General features: G+C 66.2%; 23 protein-coding genes (1 of these 23 running past the window's edge). 14 read left to right on the top strand and 9 right to left on the bottom strand.

What is annotated here, in order from left to right:
• Both BJI69_RS08580 and BJI69_RS08575 read left to right on the top strand, forming a co-directional pair.
• Positions 1 to 1,234: the 3' portion of an OapA family protein gene (locus BJI69_RS08580; protein ID WP_046969692.1), read on the top strand. Its footprint begins 272 nt before the window's first position; only the last 1,234 of its 1,506 coding nucleotides appear in the window; its start codon lies beyond the left edge, outside the window; the stop codon is at positions 1,232 to 1,234.
• 3 nt (positions 1,235 to 1,237) lie between these two features.
• Positions 1,238 to 2,353, top strand: coding sequence for an anhydro-N-acetylmuramic acid kinase (locus tag BJI69_RS08575; RefSeq protein WP_046969693.1), 1,116 nt, complete (start codon positions 1,238 to 1,240; stop codon positions 2,351 to 2,353).
• A gap of 3 nt (positions 2,354 to 2,356) precedes the next feature.
• On the opposite strand, the gene BJI69_RS08570 is transcribed toward BJI69_RS08575, so the two are convergent.
• From BJI69_RS08570 to BJI69_RS08560, 3 genes are all read right to left on the bottom strand, one after another.
• On the bottom strand, positions 2,357 to 2,668 hold the full coding sequence (locus BJI69_RS08570) for a hypothetical protein (protein ID WP_046969700.1): 312 nt from the start codon (positions 2,666 to 2,668) through the stop codon (positions 2,357 to 2,359).
• Between the two features lie 72 nt (positions 2,669 to 2,740).
• Positions 2,741 to 4,039 (bottom strand): AmpG family muropeptide MFS transporter, encoded by a 1,299-nt coding sequence (locus tag BJI69_RS08565; protein ID WP_046969694.1) that lies wholly within the window; start codon positions 4,037 to 4,039, stop codon positions 2,741 to 2,743.
• The gene (locus BJI69_RS08560) at positions 4,036 to 4,806 is read right to left on the bottom strand and encodes an exodeoxyribonuclease III (RefSeq protein ID WP_046969695.1); all 771 of its coding nucleotides are present in this window, start codon (positions 4,804 to 4,806) and stop codon (positions 4,036 to 4,038) included. Before BJI69_RS08560 ends, BJI69_RS08565 begins: the two co-directional genes overlap by 4 nt.
• Before the next feature lie 57 nt (positions 4,807 to 4,863).
• Here BJI69_RS08560 and BJI69_RS08555 point away from each other — a divergent pair, with 57 nt between their 5' ends.
• The 3 genes from BJI69_RS08555 to BJI69_RS08545 all read left to right on the top strand — a co-directional run bounded on the left by BJI69_RS08555 (position 4,864) and on the right by BJI69_RS08545 (position 6,774).
• Positions 4,864 to 5,364 (top strand): GNAT family N-acetyltransferase, encoded by a 501-nt coding sequence (locus BJI69_RS08555; RefSeq protein WP_046969696.1) that lies wholly within the window; start codon positions 4,864 to 4,866, stop codon positions 5,362 to 5,364.
• A gap of 13 nt (positions 5,365 to 5,377) precedes the next feature.
• Positions 5,378 to 6,025 carry an orotate phosphoribosyltransferase gene (pyrE, locus tag BJI69_RS08550; protein ID WP_046969697.1) on the top strand — a complete coding sequence of 216 codons (648 nt, stop codon included), beginning with the start codon at positions 5,378 to 5,380 and terminating at the stop codon, positions 6,023 to 6,025.
• A 98-nt stretch (positions 6,026 to 6,123) separates the two neighbouring features.
• Positions 6,124 to 6,774: a hypothetical protein gene (locus tag BJI69_RS08545; protein WP_046969698.1), complete on the top strand. Its 651-nt coding sequence runs from the start codon at positions 6,124 to 6,126 to the stop codon at positions 6,772 to 6,774.
• Positions 6,775 to 6,782: 8 nt separating this feature from the next.
• Here the strand turns inward: BJI69_RS08545 and BJI69_RS08540 are convergent, their stop codons facing one another.
• The 3 genes from BJI69_RS08540 to coaBC are packed head-to-tail and all read right to left on the bottom strand — an operon-like array spanning position 6,783 to position 10,812.
• Complete coding sequence (locus tag BJI69_RS08540) at positions 6,783 to 9,122, bottom strand: phosphomannomutase/phosphoglucomutase (protein WP_071924908.1); 2,340 nt, start codon at positions 9,120 to 9,122, stop codon at positions 6,783 to 6,785.
• 25 nt (positions 9,123 to 9,147) lie between these two features.
• Positions 9,148 to 9,603, bottom strand: a complete 456-nt coding sequence (gene dut / locus BJI69_RS08535; protein ID WP_046969429.1) for a dUTP diphosphatase — start codon at positions 9,601 to 9,603, stop codon at positions 9,148 to 9,150.
• Positions 9,604 to 9,606: 3 nt separating this feature from the next.
• Positions 9,607 to 10,812, bottom strand: a complete 1,206-nt coding sequence (gene coaBC / locus BJI69_RS08530) for a bifunctional phosphopantothenoylcysteine decarboxylase/phosphopantothenate--cysteine ligase CoaBC (RefSeq protein ID WP_046969428.1) — start codon at positions 10,810 to 10,812, stop codon at positions 9,607 to 9,609.
• A 208-nt stretch (positions 10,813 to 11,020) separates the two neighbouring features.
• On the opposite strand from coaBC, the gene radC reads away from it, so the two are divergent.
• The 3 genes from radC to BJI69_RS08515 all read left to right on the top strand — a co-directional run bounded on the left by radC (position 11,021) and on the right by BJI69_RS08515 (position 14,580).
• Positions 11,021 to 11,704, top strand: coding sequence for a RadC family protein (radC, locus tag BJI69_RS08525; protein WP_046969440.1), 684 nt, complete (start codon positions 11,021 to 11,023; stop codon positions 11,702 to 11,704).
• 449 nt (positions 11,705 to 12,153) lie between these two features.
• Positions 12,154 to 13,842, top strand: coding sequence for an arginine--tRNA ligase (gene argS / locus BJI69_RS08520; RefSeq protein WP_046969427.1), 1,689 nt, complete (start codon positions 12,154 to 12,156; stop codon positions 13,840 to 13,842).
• A complete protein-coding gene (locus BJI69_RS08515) occupies positions 13,843 to 14,580 on the top strand; it encodes an SPOR domain-containing protein (protein ID WP_046969426.1) in 738 nt (245 codons plus the stop codon).
• Between the two features lie 76 nt (positions 14,581 to 14,656).
• Here BJI69_RS08515 and BJI69_RS08510 read toward each other — a convergent pair whose 3' ends face one another.
• A complete protein-coding gene (locus BJI69_RS08510) occupies positions 14,657 to 15,517 on the bottom strand; it encodes an NAD(P)-dependent oxidoreductase (RefSeq protein ID WP_078023106.1) in 861 nt (286 codons plus the stop codon).
• Positions 15,514 to 17,400 (bottom strand): arginine decarboxylase, encoded by a 1,887-nt coding sequence (gene speA / locus BJI69_RS08505; RefSeq protein ID WP_046969425.1) that lies wholly within the window; start codon positions 17,398 to 17,400, stop codon positions 15,514 to 15,516. The genes BJI69_RS08510 and speA overlap by 4 nt, the downstream gene beginning before the upstream one ends.
• A gap of 319 nt (positions 17,401 to 17,719) precedes the next feature.
• Between speA and speE the strand changes: the two genes are divergently transcribed.
• The gene (gene speE, locus BJI69_RS08500; protein ID WP_046969424.1) at positions 17,720 to 18,577 is read left to right on the top strand and encodes a polyamine aminopropyltransferase; all 858 of its coding nucleotides are present in this window, start codon (positions 17,720 to 17,722) and stop codon (positions 18,575 to 18,577) included.
• Positions 18,578 to 18,765: 188 nt separating this feature from the next.
• On the opposite strand, the gene BJI69_RS08495 is transcribed toward speE, so the two are convergent.
• Positions 18,766 to 19,818 (bottom strand): hypothetical protein, encoded by a 1,053-nt coding sequence (locus BJI69_RS08495; protein WP_046969423.1) that lies wholly within the window; start codon positions 19,816 to 19,818, stop codon positions 18,766 to 18,768.
• Between the two features lie 175 nt (positions 19,819 to 19,993).
• Between BJI69_RS08495 and BJI69_RS08490 the strand changes: the two genes are divergently transcribed.
• The 5 genes from BJI69_RS08490 (at position 19,994) to BJI69_RS08470 (ending at position 23,971) form a co-directional block, all read left to right on the top strand.
• The gene (locus tag BJI69_RS08490; RefSeq protein ID WP_046969422.1) at positions 19,994 to 20,191 is read left to right on the top strand and encodes a hypothetical protein; all 198 of its coding nucleotides are present in this window, start codon (positions 19,994 to 19,996) and stop codon (positions 20,189 to 20,191) included.
• Positions 20,192 to 20,253: 62 nt separating this feature from the next.
• The gene (locus BJI69_RS08485; RefSeq protein ID WP_046969421.1) at positions 20,254 to 20,886 is read left to right on the top strand and encodes a ParA family protein; all 633 of its coding nucleotides are present in this window, start codon (positions 20,254 to 20,256) and stop codon (positions 20,884 to 20,886) included.
• Between the two features lie 62 nt (positions 20,887 to 20,948).
• A complete protein-coding gene (locus tag BJI69_RS08480) occupies positions 20,949 to 21,416 on the top strand; it encodes a SixA phosphatase family protein (protein WP_046969420.1) in 468 nt (155 codons plus the stop codon).
• 8 nt (positions 21,417 to 21,424) lie between these two features.
• The gene (locus BJI69_RS08475) at positions 21,425 to 21,979 is read left to right on the top strand and encodes a YceI family protein (RefSeq protein WP_046969419.1); all 555 of its coding nucleotides are present in this window, start codon (positions 21,425 to 21,427) and stop codon (positions 21,977 to 21,979) included.
• Positions 21,980 to 22,039: 60 nt separating this feature from the next.
• On the top strand, positions 22,040 to 23,971 hold the full coding sequence (locus BJI69_RS08470) for a phospholipase D family protein (RefSeq protein ID WP_046969418.1): 1,932 nt from the start codon (positions 22,040 to 22,042) through the stop codon (positions 23,969 to 23,971).
• Positions 23,972 to 23,992 lie beyond the last annotated feature (21 nt).

Raw genomic sequence — 23,992 nt, 5'->3', positions numbered from 1 at the left:
CACGGTCGCCACCGCGGTCGCGGCCAGCATCGACCCGCTCGACCACGCGATCGTCCCGCTTGCCTTGCCAAAGATGGATCCGGCCACGATCAAACCGATCGTCCCCGTTGAAGAATGGCAGACCGTGCAGGTCCATCCGGGCGAGACCCTCGCCGACATCTTCCTGGCCCAGGGCCTGTCGATGACCGACCTCCAGCACGTGATCGACGGCTCGGGCGGCACGAAAGTCTTCCACCAGATCAAGCCGGGCCAGGAATTCCAGTTCCTCGTCGGTGGCGATCACACGCTCAAGGGCGTGCGCTTCGACCAGGACGAGGCGACCATCGCCACCTTGCGTCTCGACGGCGCTTCCCCCCAACTCACCACGAAGACCCGCGACGTACAGCGCCGCGAGCACATCTCCCATGGCGTCATCGACAGCTCGCTGTTCGGTGCGGCGTCCAAGGCGGGCATGAGCAACGCGATGGTGCTGAAGCTCGCCGAGGTGTTCAAGTTCGATATCGACTTCGTGCAGGACCTGCGTGTCGGCGACGATTTCACCGTCATCTATGACGACGTCTACAGCGACGGTTCGTACCTGCGCGAGGGCGACATCGTCGCCGCCGAGTTCGTCAACCAGGGCAAGCGCTATACCGCCTATCGCTTCAAGAACGCCGACGGCAAGTGGAGCTATTTCAGCGAAGAGGGTCGCCCGCTCACCGGCTCCTTCCTGCGCATCCCGGTCGACTTCACGCGCATCTCCTCGCAGTTCAGCGCCGGTCGCATGCACCCGATCCTCGGCACGATGCGCGCCCATAAGGGTGTCGACTACGCCGCCCCGACGGGCACGCCGATTCATGCCGCGGGCGATGGCGTGGTCAAGTTCCGCGGCTGGATGAATGGCTACGGCAACTTCGTGGTCATCCAGCACAACGCGACGATCAGCACCGCTTACGGTCACATGTCCCGCTTCGCCAACCTTCGTGTGGGCCAGCGTGTCAGCCAGGGCAACACCATCGGCTTCGTCGGCATGACCGGCCTGGCCACCGGCCCGCACCTGCACTACGAATTCCGTGTGAACAACGTGCAGCGCGATCCGCAGACGGTGACCCTGCCGAAGCCGGAGCCGCTCCCGGCGGCGCAGCTGGCGAAGTTCAAGAAGGAAGTGGTCGCCCCGCAGCTGGCCCGCCTTAACCAGGTCGATAACAACACCAAACTTGCGCGGGCCGATACGGCATCGCGCAGCGACGACTGAGTCGTGCCTAACGACGATGGTCTGTACCTGGGCCTGATTTCCGGGACCAGCGCTGACGGCATTGACGCCGCGCTGGTCCGCTTCGACGAGGGACGCCCGTCCCTCGTGGCTGGCCTCACGCATCCCTGGGACGACACCCTGCGCCGGCGCATCCTCGCCGTGGCGCAGGATGAAGACCGTCTCGCCCTGGACGACTACGGCCGTCTCGATGTCGCCGTAGCCCACGCGTTCACCGATGCGGCGCAGGCCGTACTCGAAAGGGCGAGGGTCTCATCCACCGCGGTGAAAGCCATCGGGTCGCATGGGCAGACCATTCGCCACCGGCCCGATGGCCCGCTGCCGTTCACGCTGCAGATCGGCGATCCGTCGGTCATCGCCGAGCGCAGCGGCATCGACACCATCGCTGATTTCCGTCGTGCCGACGTGGCTGCCGGCGGCCAGGGTGCGCCCCTGGTCCCCGCTTTTCATGCCACGGTGCTGCGTCCCGCTACGGGCGCGCGTGCCGTGCTCAACCTGGGCGGCATCGCCAATGTCACGCGGCTATCTGCCCATGGCGAGGTTTCCGGCCTCGACACCGGCCCGGCCAATGGACTGATGGATGCGTGGTGCCTGCGCCACCGCGGCGAAGCCTTCGACCGCGACGGTCGCTTCGCTGCATCCGGTACCGTCGACACGACCCTGCTCGGCGAATTGCTCGACGATGCGTACTTCGTGTTGCCGCCGCCGAAGAGCACCGGTCGCGAGCACTTCCATCTCGCATGGCTGGATGGTCATCCCCGTGTCGCCGACAGTAGCCCGGAGGATGTTCAGGCCACCCTGCTGGCGTTGAGCGCGGTATCGATCGTGGACGCCATCGAACGCTATGCCGGCGATGCCAGTGAGGTCGTCGCCTGCGGCGGAGGCGTGCATAACACGGCCCTGATGCAAGCGTTGGCCGAGCGCATGCCGGGGCGAACGCTGGTGACGAGCAAGGCGTTCGGCATCGATCCGGATTTCATGGAAGCCATGGCCTTCGCATGGCTTGCCTACCGCCGCGTTCGCGGCGAACCCGGCAATCTGGCGAGCGTCACGGGCGCACGCGGCCCACGCCTGCTGGGCGCGCTTTACGCGGCGCCCTGAGCCTCAGAACGATTCGTCGGGCACGCTGGCCTGACGCTGCGCCGCATTGATGAGAGACGAAGGCGATGCCTGGGCGAGGGCGGCCAGGGCTTCCTGGAACGCCGCCTGCTCCTCGGCATCCCACGCCCCGGTCAGGTGCGCGATATCGCCGGGCTGCAGCAGCAGCTCGCTGAACACATCGCCTGCGCTGAGGCCGAGGCCATAGCGCAGCGCGTGCAGGATCACCTCATTGATCGACCAGCGGCGTTCGCGCGCGAGCGTCTTGATTCGCTCGGCCATCTGCTCGTCGATGTGTCGCACCACGATATCTGGCACGTGCGTTACCTCCTCGCGCATGCCCCCTGTGCGGCAGATCTTACACAGTTTTGGCAATTCGTTGTGCTGGTCTTACGGCCTGTCCGTTGGGGTCGGCAGGCGGCGCCAGAGCAGGCCCAGCACCAGCAGCGTGGGCACGATGGAGACCGTACTGATGACAAAGAGGGCGGAATAACCGGAATCCTTGACGAGGAAACCGGACATCCCGCCGATCACTTTGCCGGGCAGGTTCGCCAGCGAGCTGAGTAAGGCGTACTGCGTGGCGGTGAAGCTGCGGTTGACCAGCCCCGACATGAAGGCGACGAGGACCGGCCCCGCAAAACCTTGCGCAAAGTTGTCGCCCGACAGGGTCACGACGAAGGCCCAGGTCTGCCCGGGGTTCTGCGCCATCAACAGGTAGAGCATGTTGGACAAGGCGACGCCCAGGGCCGCAACGACCAGCAGGCGGCGCATCTCGAAGCGGGTAACCGCCCAGCCGCCCAGCAAGGCACCGGCGATGCCGATGATCACGCCGTAGACCTTCGAGACCTCCGCGATCTGCGTCTTGGTGAAGCCCGCATCGAGGTAGAACGGGTAGGCCATGACCCCGAGCATCTGGTCGGGCAGGCGGAACAGGGCGACGAACAGGAGCAGCCCAAGCGCCAGCCCCATGCCGTACCGCGAGAAGAAGTCGCGGAAGGGCCCGATGAAGCCTTCCTGGATCGCGAGACGCAGTGGCAGGCGCTCGCGCACCCGGTGCTCGGGTTCACGAGCGATCAGCACGGTCACGATCGGCACGATGAGAAGCAGGCAGATGGCCATGTACCCGCGTTGCCAGCCCACCTGATCGGCGATCAGCAGGATGCCGGCCCCGCTCGCGATCAGGCCGAAGCGATAGCCCAGGGTGTAGGTCGCGGCCAGCGCGCCCTGCGCTTCGATCGGTGCGATCTCGACGCGATACGCATCGACGACGATGTCGATCGTCGCACCCGCGAAGGCGGCCAGGATCGTCGCGCCGACAAAGCGTGGCAGCGATGCCGTCGGCGGCATGAAGGCCATCGACAACAGCCCCGCGGCCAGCAACAACAAGGCGAACATCAACCAGCCGCGGCGCTGGCCCAGTCGGCAGAACAGCGGCAGCCGAAACTTGTCGACCAGCGGCGCCCAGAGGAACTTGAAGTTGTAGCTGAAGGTGACATAGCTCGCCAGGCCGATGGCACCGTAGTCGACACCCGACTCCTTCAGCCAGGCCGAGAGCGTGTTGCCGACCAGCAGGAACGGCAGGCCCGAGGCCAGGCCGAAGAACAGCATGGTCACCGCACCCGGCTGGGCAAACGCCGCGGCCACGCCGCGCAGCCCCTTGTAACGGGCCACACCGGCCACTTCGGTCACTCTGCGTAATCCACGGTATAGGGTGCGTGGTCGGAGAAGCGCTCATCGCGATAGATGGCGCACTCGCGCGCCCGCGCGCCCATGCCCGGCGTCACGATCTGGTAGTCGATGCGCCAACCCACGTTGTTCGCCCGCGCCGCGCCACGGTTGGACCACCAGGTGTACTCGACGGCGTCGGGTTTGATCGCGCGGAAGCTGTCCACCCAGCCGATCTCCTTGAAAAGCAGGTCGAGCCAGGCGCGCTCTTCGGGAAGACAGCCGGAATTCTTCTGGTTCGACGTCCAGTTCTTGATGTCGTTCCTGGTGTGGACGATGTTCCAGTCGCCGCAGAGGACGTACTCGCGACCACTCGCCGCCCACTCGCGCAGGATCGGCGTGAGCCATTCCATGACGCGGAACTTGTACTGCTGCCGCTCGTCACCCGACGACCCCGACGGGATATAGAAGGAGACCACGCTGAGGTTGCCGAAGCGCGCCTCGATGTAACGCCCTTCGCAGTCGAAATCCTCGCGCCCCAGGGAAACGCGCACCTCGTCGGGCTCGCGCTTCGAGTAGATGGCGACGCCGCTGTAGCCCTTCTTGCTGCGGGCATCGTGATAGAAGCAGTGGTGCCCATCCGGACGGAACATCGGGTCGGACAGCTGGGCTTCCTGCGCCTTGGTTTCCTGCAGGCAGACGACGTCGGCGTCCTGGGCGCGCAGCCATTCGAAGACGCCTTTGGTGGCGGCGGAACGGATACCGTTGGCGTTCAGCGAAATGATGCGCATGGGACCTTGGGGTGCGTTTGACGAATCTGCCCATCATACCGGGCCCATAATGGCGGCATGAATAGTGCCCTTCGAGTCTTGCCCGTGGATGCCGGCCTGCGGCCTGCCCTGCTCGCCTTGCGTGTGCTGGACGAGCAGCTGCCGTTCGTCGGACGTGTTGAGGATTCTCTTGCCGACGTCGCCCTGTGTCCTGGCAGCGAGGCGTTGGCCCTGGTCGTCGACGACGATGTCGTGGGCTACGTGCGGATCGACCGGCGCGCCACCGCCCTGGGCGATCACCCCCTGGCCGAGGGGGCCGTCGCCATGCGCAGCTTCATGATCGACGCCAGCCGCCAGGGCGAAGGTCTGGGACGCCGCGCGCTGGATGCGATCCACGCCTATGTCGCCGGACGCCATCCCGATCGCGAACGCATCCTGCTGACGGTGAACCTGCGCAACGAAGCGGCCGTTCACGTGTACCGCCGCGCCGGCTATCGCGACAGCGGTGAGCTGTACCATGGCGGGCTGGCGGGGCCGCAGTTCGTGCTGTGGCGACCGCTGCACCCCTGGAACCCCTGAGAGAGAGACCGCCGTGCACGATTACCAGCGCGAATTCATCGAGCTCACCCTGGCCCGCGATGTTCTTCGCTTCGGCGAATTCACGCTGAAGTCGGGCCGCAGCAGCCCCTACTTCTTCAACATGGGCCGGATCGACTCCGGTGCCGCGCTGGCCCGGCTCGGGCGCTCCTACGCCGAAGCGGCCACCCGATCGGGCGTGCCGTTCGACATGCTGTTCGGCCCGGCCTACAAGGGCATCGCCCTGGCTGCCGCGACGGCGATCGCGCTGGCCGATACCCAGGACCGCGACCTGCCCTGGGCCTACAACCGCAAGGAAGCCAAGGCCCACGGCGAAGGCGGCTCGCTCGTCGGTGCGCCATTGAAGGGTCGCGTGCTGATCGTGGACGATGTGATGACCGCGGGCACGGCCGTTCGCGAATCGCTCGAACTGATCCGCGCGCAGGGCGCCGAACCGGCGGGCGTGCTCATTGCCCTCGATCGCCAGGAGCGTGGACAGGGCGAGCTGTCGGCGGCACAGGAAGTGGCTGCCCAGTTCGGCATTCCGGTCATTGCGATCGCCACCCTGGCCGATGTCCTCACCTACGCGGGTGAAAAGCCCGAGCTGGCCGCGGAATACGGGCGGCTCGGGGCGTACCGCGAGCAGTACGGCGTCAAGGCCTGAGAAAACGGCGACTGCGTCACGCGGGGCCGGAGCACATGCCGCCCCTGCGCAATCTGACGCCGCTCGCTGGCTATACTCGCTCGACAGGAGGGGACACCATGCGTGCAGTGCGTTACATCCTGGCGGGAGCGGCGCTGTGCCTCGGCACGGCAGCCTTCGGCGCCAACAACACAGCCAACAACAACGGCTTTCGCTACAAGTGGAAAGACGCCGCCGGTCATTCCTATTTCAGCGATAGCCTGACGCAGGAAGCCATGCAGGCCGGCTATGACGTCGTCAACGCCCAGGGCGTCACCGTCAGGCACGTGGATCGGCAGATGACGTCCGATGAACGGGCCGCGGCGAAGAAAGTCGCGGACCAGCAGGCTGCTGCCTTACAGGCCGACCAGCAGCGCCAGCGCGAAGACAACCAGATGCTCAACGCCTACCCGAACGAGACCTCGTTCATGTCGGCGAAGAACGCCGAACTGGACAACTTCGATCAGGCTACGCGCACCACCCGCCTGAACCTGCAGGGGCAGGAGAAGGCGCTGGCCGACCTGCTCACGCGTGCCGGCGACCTGGAACGCGCCAAGCAACCGGTGCCGTCGTACCTCACCCAGCGCATCACCGAACAGCGCAACACCGTGGCCTCGCTTCGCGCCACCCTCCAGCGCCAGCAGGCCTCCCGGGATGCGGCGAAGGTGAAGATCGACGGCCAGCTGCAGCACTACCGCCAGCTGAAAGCCGCCGCTGCCAACGGCGGCTGATCACCCGGTCAGAACGGCAGGACCAGGCTCCGGTCGACCGCCAGCAAGCGCTGGCGGAAGGCCTGCTTCACACGTTCCAGTGCCTTGGCGGTATCCGCGTCGAAACGGAAGACCAGGGCCGGTGAGGTGTTCGACGCACGAACCAGGCCCCAGCCGTCGGGCCAGTCCACCCGGATGCCGTCGATCGTCGTGACCCGCGCGTCGTCGAACGTGGCGGACGTACGGAACGCCTCGATGAAGCGGAAGGGCGCGCCCTCCTCCATCGGCAAACGCAGCTCCGGCGTGGACACGCTACTCGGCAGCTCTTCGAACAGCGCCGCGACGCTGCGCTCCTCGAGATCGCCGGCGACGATCTCGAGCAAGCGGGCGGCCGCATAGATGCCGTCATCGAAGCCGTACCAGCGATTATTGTCCGCGAAGAAAAAGTGGCCGCTCATCTCGCCGGCCAGGGCCGCGCCCGTTTCCCGCATCTTCGCCTTGATCAGCGAGTGGCCGGTGCGCCACATGAGCGGTACGCCGGCCGATTCCTGGATCACCCGGCGCAGGTGCCCGGTGCATTTCACATCGAAGATCACCGTGGCGCCGGGGTTGCGCGCGAGCACGTCCTGGGCGAACAACATGAGCAGGCGGTCCGCGTAGATGATCTCGCCGCTGGCGGTCACCACGCCCATGCGATCGCCGTCGCCATCGAACGCGATGCCGAGATCCGCGCCGATCGTATGGACGGCGGCGATGAGGTCACCGAGGTTGCGCGGATCGGACGGGTCCGGGTGGTGGTTCGGGAAGGTGCCGTCCACATCGCAGTACAAGGGCACCACTTCGCAACCGATTTCCTCGAGCACGCGGGGTGCGACCGCGCCAGCCACACCGTTGCCGGCGTCGACCACGACCTTGAGGCGCCGTTCCGCCGAGACATCGCCGGCGATCTTCGCCACGTAGGCATCGATGACCGACTGCTCGCGCCATGTTCCCAGGCCGTCTTCCTCGAGACGACCCTCGGCGATGCGCCGGTGCAGATCGGCGATGGCGCCCTCGGCGAGGGTTTCACCACCGACGACGATCTTGAAGCCATTGTGGTCGGGCGGGTTATGGCTTCCCGTGACCGACACGGCGCAGCCGGTGCCGAAGTGGAACGCGGCGAAATAGGCCACGGGGGTCGGTACCGCGCCGAGATCGATCACGTCGATGCCGGCGGCGCGAAGGCCGTCCGAGAGCGCGCCGGCCAACTCGGCTCCCGACACGCGACCATCCCGACCCACGACGATTTCGCGCAGGCCACGCTCGTTCATCAGGCCACCGATAGCCTGGCCGATACGGCGTGCGATGTCGGCGGTCAGCTGGGTGCCGACGATGCCGCGGATGTCATAGGCACGGAAGATCGCCGGATCGAGGGCCACCGAGGGCGCGCGCGCCACTGGCTTTGCCACGTGCGCAGAAGGGGCGGCCAACCCGGGGATCGGCGCCGGCGGCAGGCGCGGCTTGCGTCCAACGTCGGCGACGAGGACATCCTCGGGCTCCGGCTCGGCCACCGGCTGCGGCCGTTGCCGCGCCCAGAGCAGCAGCACGCCACCACCGACGCCGATGAGGGTCAGGAGGACGGCCAGCATCTCGGAGTGCGGAATGACGATGAACGCCTTGGGCGAGATGGCATAGATGTAGAGCGACGTGCCGGGAACCTGCTGGCCGTCCGGTGACAACTCGCCGGACGACGAGCCGACCGCCTCCAGCATGAGGCTGTCGCCGCCGTTGCCCTGGCGCAGTTCGAGACGGCCACTGGAAGGGGACGACGCCATGAACTTCTGGCGGATATCGTCGAAGGGGTATTCGAGCCAGACCCAGGCGCGAACGGCGCCGTCGGCATTGACCGGCTCGGCCACGGTGAGCCGGCGTTCGCTGCCGTGCACCGAGCTCGACGCGAGGGGTGCCGCGGTCGCGCCCAGCGCCGCCATCAGCTGGGCCGCCTTGGCGTAGCCGAATTCGCGGTAGTTGGCGCGGACCACTTCGTCCAGCCCGCCGCTGTAGATCTCGATATTCGACGTGTTCGGCAGGAGCGCGCGCAGGCGCGCGGCGGTAGCGGCATGGTCGTCGATACCTGCTGCCACCTGCGGATCGGTAACGGCCCGCATGAGCTGGCTGTGCCGGGTGGCGTACAGGTCGCCGAGGTCATGCACCGCCTGGCGCTGGGCCAGGCGCGTGCGCTCGGCTGCATCGCTCTCATCGGCGATCAGCCAGGCCTGCCAGGCGCAGAAAGCGCCGCCGGCGATCAACAACGTGGCGCCGATCAGCGGCAGCACGCGTCGCATATCGATACGAAGCCCCCGCTTCGCCCCTCCCTCGTTACGCCCCATGCTGCCCCTTGCTCCCCGTCACCTGTCAGCCAACGCCCGTCGAACCAAATCCGCCTTCGCCCCGCTGCGAAGGGCTGAACCCGTCGACGACGCGCAAACGTGCCCGTCCTACCGGCACCAGCAATAATTGCGCAATCCGGTCACCCGGTGTGATGGTCAATATCGCGTTTCCGCGATTCCAGCACGAAATCATCAGAGGCCCCTGGTAATCCGCATCGATCACGCCGACCAGGTTGCCCATGACCAGGCCCTGCTTATGACCCAGCCCGGACCTCGGCACGATTAGCGCACACCAGGCGGGGTCACCGATATGGATGGCGAGACCCGTCGGTACCAGCAGGCTCTCGCCGGGGGACAGCGTCACCGGGGCATCGACCGCTGCCCTCAGGTCCATGCCGGCGCTGCCATCGGTCGCGGGCTCGGGTAGGGGAATGGTGTCGCCCAGGCGGGCGTCGAGAATCTTCAGTTCGATATCGATCAAGGCTCAGGTTCCGATGCCTGCGAGAAAACGTTGGGCGATATGCGCGACGAGCCGGCGCGCCAGCTCCGTCTTGGGCATCCGGGACAACGCGGCGCCGCCGTCGCGCCAGTACAGCTGCAAGGCGTTCTCCGCTACTTCGAAGCCGCGCCCCGGACCGACCTCGTTGGCCGCAATCATGTCGATGCCCTTGCGAAGCATCTTGTCCTGCGCATACGCGGCCAGCTCCTTCGTCTCCGCCGCGAAGCCGACCAGGAACGGACGATCCGGAAGCGACGCCAACGAGGCGATGATGTCCGGGTTCTCCGCCAGTTCGAGGCGAAGCGGGCTTCCGTCGGTCTTCTTCAGCTTGTGGTCGGCGGTGTCGACCGGGCGGTAATCGCCCACCGCGGCCGCCCCGATATAGATGTCGCTGCCGCGCGCCGCCTTGAGTACGGCTTCCTGCATGTCGCGGGCACTGCGCACGTCGATCCGGGTTACACCAGCGGGTGTTGGCAGCGATACCGGACCGGCGACGAGGGTGACCTCGGCGCCCGCATCGCGCGCGGCCGCGGCGACGGCGAAGCCCATCCGCCCGGAACTGCGGTTGCCGATAAAGCGCACCGGGTCGATGTCCTCGTACGTGGGGCCGGCGCTGACCAGCACGCGACGACCACGCAGCGGTTGTTCGCCGAACGAAGCCACCAGGATGTCGCGCAACTCGTGGGGCTCCAGCATCCGCCCGGAGCCGATGTCGCCGCAGGCCTGATCCCCGTCGGCCGGGCCAAGGATCCCCACGCCGCGAACGCGCAACGTACCGACATTGGCCTGCACCGCCAGGTTCGCCCACATCTGCTGGTTCATGGCGGGCGCTATATACACGGGAGCGGCCGTGGCCAGGACCACGGTGGAAAGCAGGTCGTCGGCGAAGCCATGCGCGAGTCGGGCGATGGTGTCGGCGCTGGCCGGGGCGATGAGCACCCGCTCGGCCCACTTCGCCAGTTCGATATGGCCCATGGCGGCTTCGCCCGCCTCATCCCACAGACTGACGCGCACCGGCTGGCCGGAAAGGGCCTGGAACGTGGTGGGCGTGACGAAGTGGGTGGCGCCTTCGGTCATGACGACGCGCACCTCGGCCTCGAGATCACGAAGACGACGGACGAGTTCGCAGATCTTGTAAGCGGCGATACCACCGGTAACGCCAATCAGGATGCGACGCTGGCGAAGACTCATGGCGGAACGACGCTGCTTCGGAGGGCCAGTTAGCTTAACGGATTTCAGGGAGCCCTTTTTTCAGAATCGTTCTATCGCCAAGGCGATGCCCGCAACCTTAAGTTGTCCGTCGGGCCGTCACTCAAGATGGCAGGACAGGGAATACGAGCGTATGAAGCGGACGACTTCCCATCGGACCGAGGTCCGCGATGCTGGCGTGCAGCCCGCGATGTACCGGCCCAGGCCGATCCATCAATGGCCTGAAGGCGAGCGACCCCGCGAGCGCTTGCTGGCCCATGGCGTGGCCGTGCTGTCCGACGCCGAACTGATCGGCGTCCTGCTCGGCCACGGCACCGCGGGCTGTGATGCCGTCGCCACCGGCCGGGTGCTGCTCACCCAGGCCGGTAGTCTCGGGCGGCTGCTGGCCGATCCAGACCACCTGCCCCGCGTCAACGGCGTCGGGCCAGCCAAACGGGCGCGCATCATCGCGGCACTCGAACTGGCCCGGCGGTCGTTGGGCGAAGGCCTCGCCGAGCTACCCCGCATCGAGAGCCCCGCCGAGAGCGCCGCGTACTTCCGGGCGCGGCTTCGCCACCTGCCCCACGAAGTGTTCGCCGTGCTGTTCCTGGACACCCGCCATCGCGTGCTGGCGTACGAGGAGTTGTTCCGCGGCACGATCGATGGTGCGAGTGTGTACCCGCGCGAAGTGGTCAGGGCCTGCCTGCGCCACCACGCCAGTGCGGTCATCCTGGCGCACAACCACCCGTCCGGGGTGGCCGAACCCAGCCGTGCCGATCGGGACATCACGCGGGTGCTGGTGGAAGCCCTGGGGTTGATGGACATCCGGGTGCTCGACCATCTCGTGATCGGCCATGGCGATCCCGTCTCGATGGCCGATCTGGGCCTGCTCTGACTACCCATAAAAAAGACGGCGCGAGTGCCGCTCGCGCCGTCTGGGGGCCATCTTTCGAGGGAGGGGCGTCGATAACCCTTGTGCCGTCGGCCGGGGAGACACCGGGCACAAGACGAATTGTGACGACAACCAGTTACAGCGCCGTGACGTGCCGAAAAACAGCTGATGACGCCTTGAAGGAATTGACTTATGCACATTGACCCCGTTTTCCACTTGGGCGTCACATCTGCTGTCCTCGCGGAGGTCACGGCTATAAACACATGATTTTGCAAGTCTTTACTTGTTACGCATCGAAGACATTTCCTGTAGGCGCCTTGCAGCTTCCGTTTCGGCCTTTGTTGCCCACAGAGTTATCCACAGGCCTGTGGATGAACTGCACGGGCTGGCGCGACCGGCGCAGGCGCCCCTTCTGATAGGATTGCCGGTTCCATATCCGTGTCCCGACTCCCGTGAAACAAGAGCTCAAACAACTCGTCCTGCAAGCCATCGGGGCTCTGCGGGAGTCCGGCAAACTGCCGTCCGATTTCGTCGCACCGACGTTCGTCATCGAGCGGACACGCAGCCGCGAGCACGGCGATTTCGCGACCAATGTCGCCATGATGATGGCCAAGGCCGCCGGTCGTAAGCCGCGCGATATCGCCACCGACCTGGTCGAGGCGCTCCCCGCGTCTGACCTGGTGGGCAAGGCCGAGATCGCCGGGCCAGGGTTCATCAACTTTTTCCTGGCCCCGGCCGCGTTTCACGCCGAGATCGGCCGCGCGCTCGCCGAAACGACCCGGTACGGCAGCAACCAGGATGGCGGTGGCCGCCAGGCCGGCGTGGAATTCGTCTCGGCCAACCCGACCGGCCCACTCCATGTGGGCCATGGTCGCGCCGCGGCCATCGGCGACAGCATCAGCCGCCTCCTCCTGGCCAGCGGCTGGAAGGTGACGCGCGAGTTCTACTACAACGACGCCGGCGTACAGATCGCCAACCTGGCGCTGTCCACGCAGGCGCGTGCCAAGGGCATCGCGCCGGACGAGGCAGGCTGGCCGGAGTCCGGCTACCGCGGGGACTACATCGCCGAGGTCGCCCGTGCTTTCCTTGCGCGCGAGTCTGTCGAGGCCGACGGTGAGACGGTCGTCGCCTCGGGCGACGCCGATAACCTCGACGATGTGCGCCGCTTCGCGGTGGCCTCGCTGCGCCACGAGCAGGACCTCGACCTCAAGGCCTTCGACGTCGGCTTCGACGTCTATTACCTCGAGTCCTCGCTGTACAGCGAGGGCAAGGTGGAAGAAACGGTGCGCGAACTGGTCGCCCACGGTCACACCTATGAAGAGGGCGGCGCGCTGTGGCTGCGCTCCACGGACTTCGGTGACGACAAGGACCGCGTCATGCGCAAGTCCGACGGCACCTACACCTATTTCCTCCCCGACGTGGCCTATCACCGCACGAAGTGGCAGCGCGGCTATGAGCGCGCCATCACCGAGCTGGGCTCCGACCACCACGGCTCGCTGGCGCGCGTGAAGGCCGGCCTCCAGGCCCTCGACACGGGCATTCCGAAGCAGTGGCCGGAATACGTGCTGCACCAGATGGTGACGGTGATGCGCGGCGGTGAGGAAGTGAAGATTTCCAAGCGGGCCGGCTCCTACGTCACGCTGCGCGATCTCATCGACGAAGCGGGCCGCGACGCCACCCGTTACTTCCTGATCGCGCGCAAAGCCGACTCGCAGCTGGTCTTCGACATCGACCTGGCGCGTTCGCAGAGCAACGACAACCCGGTCTACTACATTCAGTACGCCCATGCCCGCGCCAGCCGCGTGTTCCGCGAGTTGGCCGATCGCGGGCTGTCGAGCGACCGGGGCAACGGACTGGCGAAGCTGCCGCTGCTCGACACCGAGCACGAGCAGGCGCTCATGGTCGAGCTGTCGCGCTACCCGGAAATGGTCGAGTCGGCGGCGGCGAACCTGGAACCGCACCTGATCGCGCAATACCTGCGTGAGCTCGCGGGCTCGCTGCACAGCTACTATCACGAGCACAAGTGGATCGTCGACGACGCCGACCTGCGTGACGCCCGTCTTGTGCTGGTCGCCGCGACGCAACAGGTCATCAAGAACGGTCTGGATCTGCTGGGCATTTCCGCCCCGGAGAGCATGTAAATGGCAACACGCAAGAAGGCAAAGGGTCGTCAGGCCGTCCGCAACGGCTCGAGCGGCATGCCGGGCTGGAGCTGGGCACTGATCGGCATCCTCGCCGGCGCCCTGCTCATGGCATTCGCGATGCGCGGCACGTGGATGCCCATGATGCGCCAGCACGACGGTCCCGAGCCAAACCCGCAGGCCACGGCGCAGAAGGGCAGCGATCCGGGTGTGGTCGACTCCACCGAACCCGAGAAGCCGAAGAAGCCGTCGTACGATTTCTATTCCGTGCTTTCCGAGAAGGAAGTGCGTATTCCGGATGCCGAAATCCGCGCGCAGGCCAGCGCCGAGGCGCAGCAGAAGCAGCAACAGCAGCAGGCGGCCCAGCAGCAGGCGGCGGCCCAGAAGGCCGAGGTCGCCCAGCAGCAGCAAGCCACCGCCGCCGCGGCCAACCTGCCAAAGGCCACCACGCAGACGGTCACGGCCGCACCGGCGCAGCAGGCGCCTGCCGCCCCGGCCGCCACCTCGGGCTACCTGCTCCAGGTCGGCGCGTTCCCGAGCGCCGCCGACGCGGAAGCACTGAAGGCCAAGCTGGCACTACAAGGCTTCGTCGCCAACGTGCAGGCCGTGAAGGTCGGCGCCCAGACCTACAACCGCGTCCGTCTTGGCCCGTTCAAGTCGGCCACGGACCTGGAAAGCACCAAGCAGCATCTCCAGGCGGCAGGCATCAGCGCCATCGCCCTGAAGGAAGGCAGCTGAGGGATTTCCTCACTGCCGTTGCAAAAAAAAACCCGCCGGCGACGGCGGGTTTTTTGTTTTCAGCGGCCGCGCTACGTCAGCTGCCGCGCTTGAGACGAATCAACGCCGAGATGTCGTCGTCGCCGTATCCCTGGGCCATCAGTTCGCCGAAGTCGGCGAGCGACTGCTCGATGATGGTCCGGTCGGTCCCGGCCTCGCTGGCGATGCCACGAACGATGCCGAGGTCCTTGTGCAGCAGGGCCAGCTTGAATCCCACCGAGAACTCGTTACGCAGCATCGTCGCGCCACGCTTGTCGAGGAACCAGTTGCCGGCCGCGCCGGCGGCGAGCGTGGGAATCAGGCGATCCGCTTCGAGGCCGAGGGCCTCACCGAGGGCGAGGCCTTCGGTTACCGCGTGGGCGATGCCGGCCACCAGGACCTGATTGACCGCCTTGGTGGCCTGTCCACTTCCCACCGCGCCCATGTGCGTGATCCGTGCACCGTAGGCCTCGAGAACCGGACGGGCGCGTTCGAGCACGGCCGCGTCGCCGCCGACCATCACCGAGAGCTTGCCGTTCTTCGCGCCTTCCACACCGCCCGACACGGGCGCGTCCAGGAAGTCCACGCCCACGTCCGCGAGCATCCGGGCGGCACGCTTGGCGGTGGCGGGGGCGACGGTGGAATGGTCGATGACGACGCCGCCCTTCTTCATCGTTGGCGCCAGGGCCTGCACGACGCTGATGACGTCAGCGTCCGCACTGACGCACAAGGCGATGACATCGGCCGAGGCAGCCATCCCGGCGAGGTCGGGCGCCGCCACGCCGAGTTCCTTCGCCAGCGCCTCGGCGCGAGCCTGGGTGCGATTGCCGACCGCGACCAGCAGGCCCTTCGCGTGGAGGTGGCCGGCCATGGGCGCGCCCATGGCGCCGAGTCCGATAAACGCTGCCTTGATGCTCATGCCGTGGTCTCCGCGAGATAGGTGTAGCCCGTGAGTCCCTTGTCGAGCGAGGCGTACAGTTCCTCGGCCAGGGCACCCACGATGCCGGCCGCTGCAAGACGGTCGACGTACGACTGGCGCAGCGCCTTGAGGTCGTAACCCACGTAGTCGAGCATCAGGTCCGTCGTGTCGCCACGGCGGATGTGGGCGAACTCATAACCATGAGCCGTGGCGCGCACGTTCACCGCGTCGGTGTCGCCGAACAGGTTGTGGATGTCGCCCAGGGTCTCCTGGTACGCGCCGACCATGAAGATGCCCAGGCGATAGGACTCGCGCTCGTTCAGCGCGTGCAGGGGCAGGCTCACGTCCACGCCCTCGGCATCGACGTAGTGATCGATGCGTCCGTCCGAGTCGCACGTCAGGTCGGCGATGACACCACGGCGCGTCGGCTCTTCATCGAGCCGCGAGATCGGCACGATCGGGAAGATCTGGTCGATCGCCCAGATATCCGGCACGGATTCGAACACGGAGAAGTTGACGAAGTACTTGTCGACCAGCTTCTCGTCGAGGTCGTCCAGCGCCTGGCGGTGCGCACGCTCCGCCGGCAGCAGGCGCGGACGCACGGCGTTGGCGATGGCGTAGAAAAGTTCGTCGAGCGTGGCGCGGTCGCGCAGGTCCAGCTGGCCGAGCGCGTACAGCGAGAGACCTTCGGCCAGGTGGTGCTGGGCTTCGTGGAACAGTTCCAGCGGTGGACGCGAGTCCAGCTCGGCGTGGGTTTCGCGAAGGTGGCGGAGCACGCTGGGCTCGCCCGGGCGGCCTGCGGGCACGGCACCCTGGGGCACCGGCTCCACTTCGCTCACGTTGACGATCATCACCGCATGATGGGCCGTCATGGCACGACCCGACTCGGTGAAGATGACCGGCGCCTTCATGCCGTGCTCGGCGACCGCCTCGGCCAGGGGCTGGACGATGCTCGCCGCGTACTGGCCCAGGCTGTAGTTGATCGAGTTATAGCTGCGCGAGCGGGTGCCTTCGTAATCGACGCCCAGGCCGCCGCCCACGTCCACGATCTCGATCGGCACGCCCAGGCGATGCAGCTCGACGAAGTAGCGCACGGCTTCGCGCATGCCCGCGGCGATGTCGCGCACGTTGGAGATCTGCGAACCCATATGAAAGTGCTGCAGTTTCAGCGTGTGCTTGAGGCCGGCCGCGTCCAGGCGCTCGATCAGCTCGAGGATCTGACCCGGGCTGAGACCGAACTTGCCCTTGTCGCCACCGGTGTTCTGCCACTTGCCGGCACCGATCGAGGCCAGTCGCACACGCACGCCGAGCAGGGGCTCGACATCGAGCGCCTTGGCCTCGGCGAAGACGTGGTCGAGCTCGGACAGCTTCTCGATCACGATGTGGACGCGCAGGCCGAGCTTGAGGCCAATGAGGGCCAGGCGGATGTACTCGCGGTCCTTGTAGCCATTGCAGACCACCATGCTGCCCGGGCGTGCCTGCGCCAGCACGGCCATCAGCTCGGGCTTGGAGCCTGCCTCGAGACCGAAGCCCTGCTCGCCGGCCGCGACCAGTTCGCTGACCACGCCGCGCTGCTGGTTGACCTTGATCGGGTAGATCGCCGTGTAGGAGCCGGCGTAGTCGACATCGTCGATCGCCTTGGCGAAGGCCTGCTGCAGGCGGGCGAGACGATCGGCGAGGATATCGGGGAAACGAATGAGCAGCGGCAGGCGCAGGCCTTCACTCGTGGCCTGATCGACGATGGCCGGCAGGTCGAGGGCCGGGCCCTCCTCGCCACGGGGGCACATGAGCAGGTGGCCGTCATCGGCAACGTCGACGTAGCCGTTGCTCCAGTAAGGAATTGCGTAGGTCGACTTGGCGCGGTCGGTGGTCCAGTTCGCCATGGGCGAAGATCTCCAGGTGATTGTGTCGTGTCCCCCATCGGGGGTGCGCGGAACAGTCGCAGCGGCGAACTTTGACCTGAAGCGGGCCTGGCGGCCGGGAGCCTCGCACGCCGCGGGGCCAACCAGACTGGGCCTGCGCGGCGGGGCGACCACCGGCAGACCGCGTATTGTACCGGGCCGCCATGACATCCGTGTATCGCCCGGGGACCCGTGGGGTAACACCTACAAGCCTGTCAGGCCGAGGCCGGTGGCCGCTTCACTGCCCGGAGCCGGTACAATCCCCGCTTTCGATCCCCTTCCCGTTTGCAGGAACAGCGTCATGTCGCAGCAGCAGCTCAGCTGGTTTACCGAAGCCCACCAGGCTTCGGGCTCCTCCATCGGTTTCCGCGTCGAGCGCCTGTTGCACGCCGAGAAGACCGAGTTCCAGACGATCGAGATCTACCAGACCACCGACTGGGGCAACCTGATGGTGATCGACGGCTGCGTGATGCTCACCGGCCGCGACAACTTCCTGTACCACGAGATGATGACCCACCCGGCGCTGTTCACCCACGCCCGCGCCAAGCGCGTCGTGATCATCGGTGGCGGCGACTGCGGCACGCTACGCGAGGTGCTCAAGCACGAGGAAGTCGAGAGTGCCACCCAGGTCGAGATCGACGAGCGCGTCACCCGCCTGGCCGAGGAGTACTTCCCGGAGCTGTGCGAAGCCAATAACGACCCGCGCGCCGAGCTGCTCTTCATCGACGGCATCAAGTACATGGCCGAGGCGGCGCCGGAGTCGATCGACCTGATCATCGTCGACTCGACCGACCCGGTCGGTCCGGCCGAAGGCCTGTTCAACGCGGCCTTCTACGCCAGCTGCTACAAGGCCCTGCGCCATGGCGGCATCCTGGTCCAGCAGTCGGAGTCGCCGATGGCGCACATCGAGCTGATCAAGGCCATGCGTTCGGCCATGCGCACCACCGGCTTCAAGGCCGTGCGCACCCTGCCCTTCCCGCAGCCGTGCTACCCCACCGGCTGGTGGAGCTGCACCATGGCTCGCAAGGACGGCGATCTGTCGGGCTTCCGCGAGCGCGGCGCGATCAGCAAGAACTTCCCGACCAAGTACTACAACGCCGATATCCACAAGGGCGCGCTGGCCCAGCCGGAGTTCATGCGCGAGGCGCTGGGCGAGTAATCGGGAAAATGTGGGAGCCGCTTCAGCGGCGAAAAGCCAACGGAGCGGTTTAGCGGAAAGCTATGCCGGAGCGGAGCGGTTTATCCGACAGGCCATCGCCGGCATAGCCGGCTCCCACACAGAGCAACTCCCACACAAAGCAAAAAAAGGGCGCCTTCAGGGCGCCCTTTTTTGTACCTGCGACTTTTTCAGGCCTTTGGTTTCGCCGGCTCGGGCTTGGAAGGTTCCCAGCCGACAGGTGCTTCCGGCGGCATGCCGTAGGCACGGAGCGAGGCGAGGATCACGCTCATCTCGGTACCGCCGCTGCGCGCCAGCATCAGCAGCTTCTGCGCCGTGGCCTTGTCACCCTGTGCCTGCAGGTTCAGCTGCGCGAAGCGCTGCATCTGCCAGATCAGGTTGAGACGGGCGGTCTTCGCGGAGGCCTGATCGGATGCGTCGGTGGAAAGCGTCTCACGCAAATGCAGGCCGAGGGAACGACCGAGCGGGCTGCTGCCCCATTCGAGCACCTTGGCCAGCTTCAGGCAGTCGCCGACGACAGACGCATCGTCCTTGTTTTCATCGCAATACTTCGCCGTGGCCTGGAAACCCGGCATCGGCTGGGCACTGGCCAGGCCGAACACCAGCACCATCTGCACGCCGGCGGCGCCGGAGCCCTGCAGGGGATTGAAGGTGTCCGCCGGCGGCGGCAGCTGGGTGACCGAGTTGGCCAGCGCCTTCAGGCTGGTGCCGAGGTAGTCGTCGTAGATCTTCGCATTGGCGGCGCGAGTGAGATCGGCCCGCACGTCAGCCTTCGACGCGTTGTTGTGGCCGTCCACACCCAGCTTGAGCAGCCACACGGCCGCGTTATCCGGCGCCTGCTTCTGCAGCGTGGCCAGCGCTTCGGCGTTCGGGCAGGCATCCGCCTTGGTATCGCAATCGGCCAGTCGCGCCCAGGCGACCTGAGGACCGGCGTCTTCGTTGCGCGACGCCCGTTCGAGCAGGGCGTGGTAGGTGAGCACCTCGGGCGGGTTCACCAGCGGGCGCGCCAGCAGCGCGGCGCCGAGCAGGGGATCGGACTCGGTGCGCAGCGCGAGCACGCTGGCGAGGTCCTTCTGGAACTGCAGGAGGGCCCGGGTCTGGTCCTTCTGCGCCACCGGCCCCTTGGCCGGTCCCGTCGCCGCACCGGGCCACGGCGTTGCCGCAAAGGTGGGAAGCGAAAGCAGGCCAGCTAGGGCCAGGGTCACGACGCGGCGTCGCCGCATGGGCCATCTCCGTGAAATAAAACGACAAGAATACGGTTCGACCATGAACGGAAGCTGCGCCGTCAGGCCTTCACCAAGCGAAGACATTGCTACTATCGGTCCGAGCGCGGGGGGATCGGGACAGCTGTCCGCATGACCGCACCAAAGCAATCCTGCGACAGAACAGGAGTTTACAGTGGATCATTTTGCCTTCTTCACCAGCGCGCCCGCTGGTTTTTTCGTCGGCTGGGGCACGCTCACGCTGATCAACGCCGGCCTCGCACAAGGCAAGAACCGCAGCGGGCTCGCCTGGTGGGCGATCTCGCTCTTCCTCGGCCCCCTGGCGACCCTCATCCTGGTCGTGCTGCCGAAAGTCCGCGCAAAGATGTTCTGACCCGTTTGCGTGGGTCCGCTGGGTGTGTAGGCTAGGAGCCCTCCCACGGCAGGTGCGCGCGAATGCTTACGACGCTCGTAGCAAGCAGCAAGGGTGGTTGTGGCAAGACGACGCTGGTCACCCAGCTGGCCACCCACTGGGCACAGGCCGGGAAGCAGACGGCCATCGTCGACGCCGACCGACAGCAATCCAGCCTTCGCTGGGTCAGCCGGCGGCCGGAGAACGTACCCGGCGTCACCGCCGTCGAAGGCAGCCGCAGAGCCTTCGACCGCTTGCCGGCCGATATCCAGCGAACCATCGTCGACACGCCAGCGGGCGTCGGCGAAAAGGAGCTCGAGCCCTACCTGGAAAAGGCCGATGTCATCCTCGTGCCGGTACTGCCCTCGCACTTCGACCTCGACGCCACGCTCGACTTCCTGGCCGTGCTGCAGGCCATACCGCGGGTCAAGCGAGGCAAGCTGCCGGTCGCCCTGGTCGGCAATCGCCTGAAGCCGTGGACGAACGCCAGCCAGGCCGCGGTCGCCGAACTGGGCGAACGCGCTCCTTTCCCCGTGGTTGCGGAACTTCGCGACTCGCAAGCGTACGTCTTGCTCACGGCGCTCGGTAAAGGCATCTTCGATTACCACTCGGAAAACGTACGCGGACACCAGGACGACTGGGCAAAACTGCTTCGCTGGATCAAGCGCAGCACCTGAGCCGTATGGGAACGCGTTGGTTGCACCACGCCACGTCAGTGGCATTGCGGAGGACGGTACCCATGCACGAACTCATCCTGTTGCGTCACGCTGAAGCCGAGGCCAGTAAGGACGGCAAGGACGACCGCGAGCGAAAGCTCACCGAACACGGCAAGAACGAAGCACGCGCCGCGGGCGAATGGCTCGCCAGCCACGGCATCAAGTACGACCGCATCCTATGCTCCCCCGCCGAACGCACCAGGGAAACGGCAGCCCTGGCCCTCGGTCAGGTCGAGCCCTCCTACGAAACAAGCATCTACGACGCCACGCCCGGCGATCTCTACGACCTCCTCGACAAGCAATCGGATGTCGAGCGTGTGGTCCTCGTCGGTCACAATCCCGGCATCGAACAGCTGGTAGCCTTCCTCGTCGAAGGCCGGTCCGAGGATTACCGTGGCATGCCGCCCGGTGGCATGGCCCGACTCGTCTTCGATGGCCCCCTGGAACCCGGCAAAGCCAAGCTCGAGACGTTCTGGTCTCCTCCAAACTGAGTAGCTGTATGCGTCACCTGTTTGCGGCGATCGTGCTTCTCCTGTCGGCGGCGCCTCTGGCCGCCGCCGACCTGCGAATCGATCCCGTGCGTTCACGCGCCGAGTTCAGTGTCCGGCTGCTTTGGGTCAGCAACGTCTCGGGTGCGTTCGAAGGTATTCGTGGTGACGTTTCCATCGATCACGCCGCACAGACCGCCGTGGTCCGGGCCGATATCGACACCGAAAGTATCCGTATGGAATCGGCCAGACTCCGGCGCTGGGTCCTCGCGCCGGAGTTCTTCGATGCCGTCCACTACCCCACCATTCATTTCGAATCCCTGCCGACGCCCTTGATGTTGCTGACCCACGGCGGGGACGTCGCCGGCAAGCTCACCCTGCGCGGCATCACCCAACCGGTCACCTTCCACCTGCAGGGCAACCGTTGTCCGACGGAGTCGCTGGCTGGCTGCATCCTTCAGCTGCAGGGCATGATCGACCGTACCGATTTCGAGATGCGGGGTCGCCGTGGCGCCCTCTCCGATCGCGTGAATCTCGGCATGGCTATCGTCCTCGAAGCACCCTGACAAGCCCTGCGCCGGCGCAAGCTCACCTGGCGTTGTCGCCCGTCCCCTATCATCGACGGCATGCGCCGCTTCCTTACGATCCTGCTCCTCGCCGCCACGCTCCTTGCCGGCGGTTGCTCGCTGTCGCGCACGCGCATCCGTGAGGCCGACGCCGTGGTCTCCCTCACGGTGGACCGCCAGCTCACCTGTCACCAGGCCGACCGCTGCGCCACGCCCTCCCCGCTCGTCGATGCGGCGAAGGAAGCCAATACCGCATCGACCGCGGACAAGCCGGTCCATGTAGCCACGCTGCTCGAGGATGGCGAGCAGGCCATGGCGGCGCGGATCAACCTCATCCGTGCCGCCACCCAGACCATCGACGTGCAGACCTATATCTGGGAGCAGGACGATGCCGGCAAGCTGGTCCTCGATGAGCTGATCCAGGCCGCGCGCCGCGGTGTCCACGTACGCATCCTCGCCGACCAGCTGTTTTCCTTCGGCGATCCGGGCCTGCTGGCCACCCTGGCCCGCGCCAGCGACAACCTCGAGGTCCGGCTCTACAACCCCACCTTTCACAGCGCACGGACGCCGCCGCTGGAGTTCGCGGCCGGCATCCTCTGCTGCTTCTACAAGTTCAACCAGCGGATGCATAACAAGCTGATCGTGGTCGACGACCTGATCGGCATCACCGGCGGGCGCAACTACGAAGACCGCTACTTCGACTGGGATGGCAGCTTCGACTACATCGACCGCGACGTGATGGTCGGTGGCCCGGCGGCGAAGACCATGGGGGCCAGCTTCGACCAGTTCTGGACACATAAGCGCTCGATTGCCCTGACCCACCTGCATGACGTGAACCGGGAGCTCCTCGCCGATACCGACGACCCCCGGCACTGGCTGCCACCGACCTACGAGCATCCCGAGCGTGTCGCCCAGATCGTCAGCGACGCCGAGGACCCCGACTGGCTCGACGACCGGATCATACGGTCGACGCTACGGATGAACCGCATCGAGTACCTGTCGGACCTGCCCGGCAAGACCGACGAGCCCAAGCGCCGCGAGGCAAGGACGTTGACCCGCCACATCATGGGCCTGGTGCGCAACGCGAAGAGCGAGATCGTCCTGCAGACGCCCTACCTCGTCATGAGCAAGCCGGCGCAGAAGATTTTCGATCGCCTGCATGCGCAGCCGACACCGCCGCGCATCGTCGTGTCGACCAACTCGCTGGCCTCGACGGATGCATTCGCGGTGTATGCGCTGTCGTACAAGCACCGCAAACGCTACCTCACGGACTACGGTTTCGAGATCTACGAGCTGAAGCCGCATCCGGCGAATGCCGACATCGACGCGCTCGAGAATCCCTCGACGGCCCTGGTCACGCCGCCCCTGGCCGCGACGGGCTCGGGTAGCGGGCGCAGCCGGCGTTCATCGGGAGGACGCGCGTCGTATGGCGCCGTGCAGCCGTCGGAATCATCGGGTTTCCTCAGCGCGGGGAGTCGTTCCCGGCGCGGCGCGCGGCATCGTCCGGCGCCACTGAGCACCGAAGGCATCCGCTTCGGCTTGCACGCCAAGTCGATCGTCGTCGATGACACCTTCGCGATGGTGGGCACGCATAACTTCGATCCGCGCTCGGATCACTACAACACCGAGTCCGGCGTGATCATCTACGACAAGCGCTTTTCGGACCGCCTGCGCGATTCGATCATGCAGGACACCGAGCCCGGCAACGCCTGGGTGATCGGTCCGCGTGAAAAGAAGATTCCCGTGCTCTCGTCGGTGAACGAGTTCATCGGCGATGTGTCGGAGCGCCTGCCCTTCTTCGATCTGTGGCCGTTCCGGTACGCCACCAGCTATGAGCTCAAGCCCGGCTGCATTCCGATGCGCTGGACCGACCCGCGTTTCTTCGAATGCTACGAACCCGTGGGCGACTTCCCCGAGGTCGACGTGTCGTTGAAGCTCATCTACACGCGGATGATCACGGCGTTCGGCTCATCGGCGGCCGGCATTCTCTAGAACGGGCTGCTCTGGAGCAAC

Source organism: Luteibacter rhizovicinus DSM 16549 (assembly GCF_001887595.1).
Taxonomy (GTDB): domain Bacteria; phylum Pseudomonadota; class Gammaproteobacteria; order Xanthomonadales; family Rhodanobacteraceae; genus Luteibacter; species Luteibacter rhizovicinus.
The sequence above is the reverse complement of the archived record's forward strand: the minus strand, read 5'-3'. Positions and strand labels throughout refer to the sequence as shown.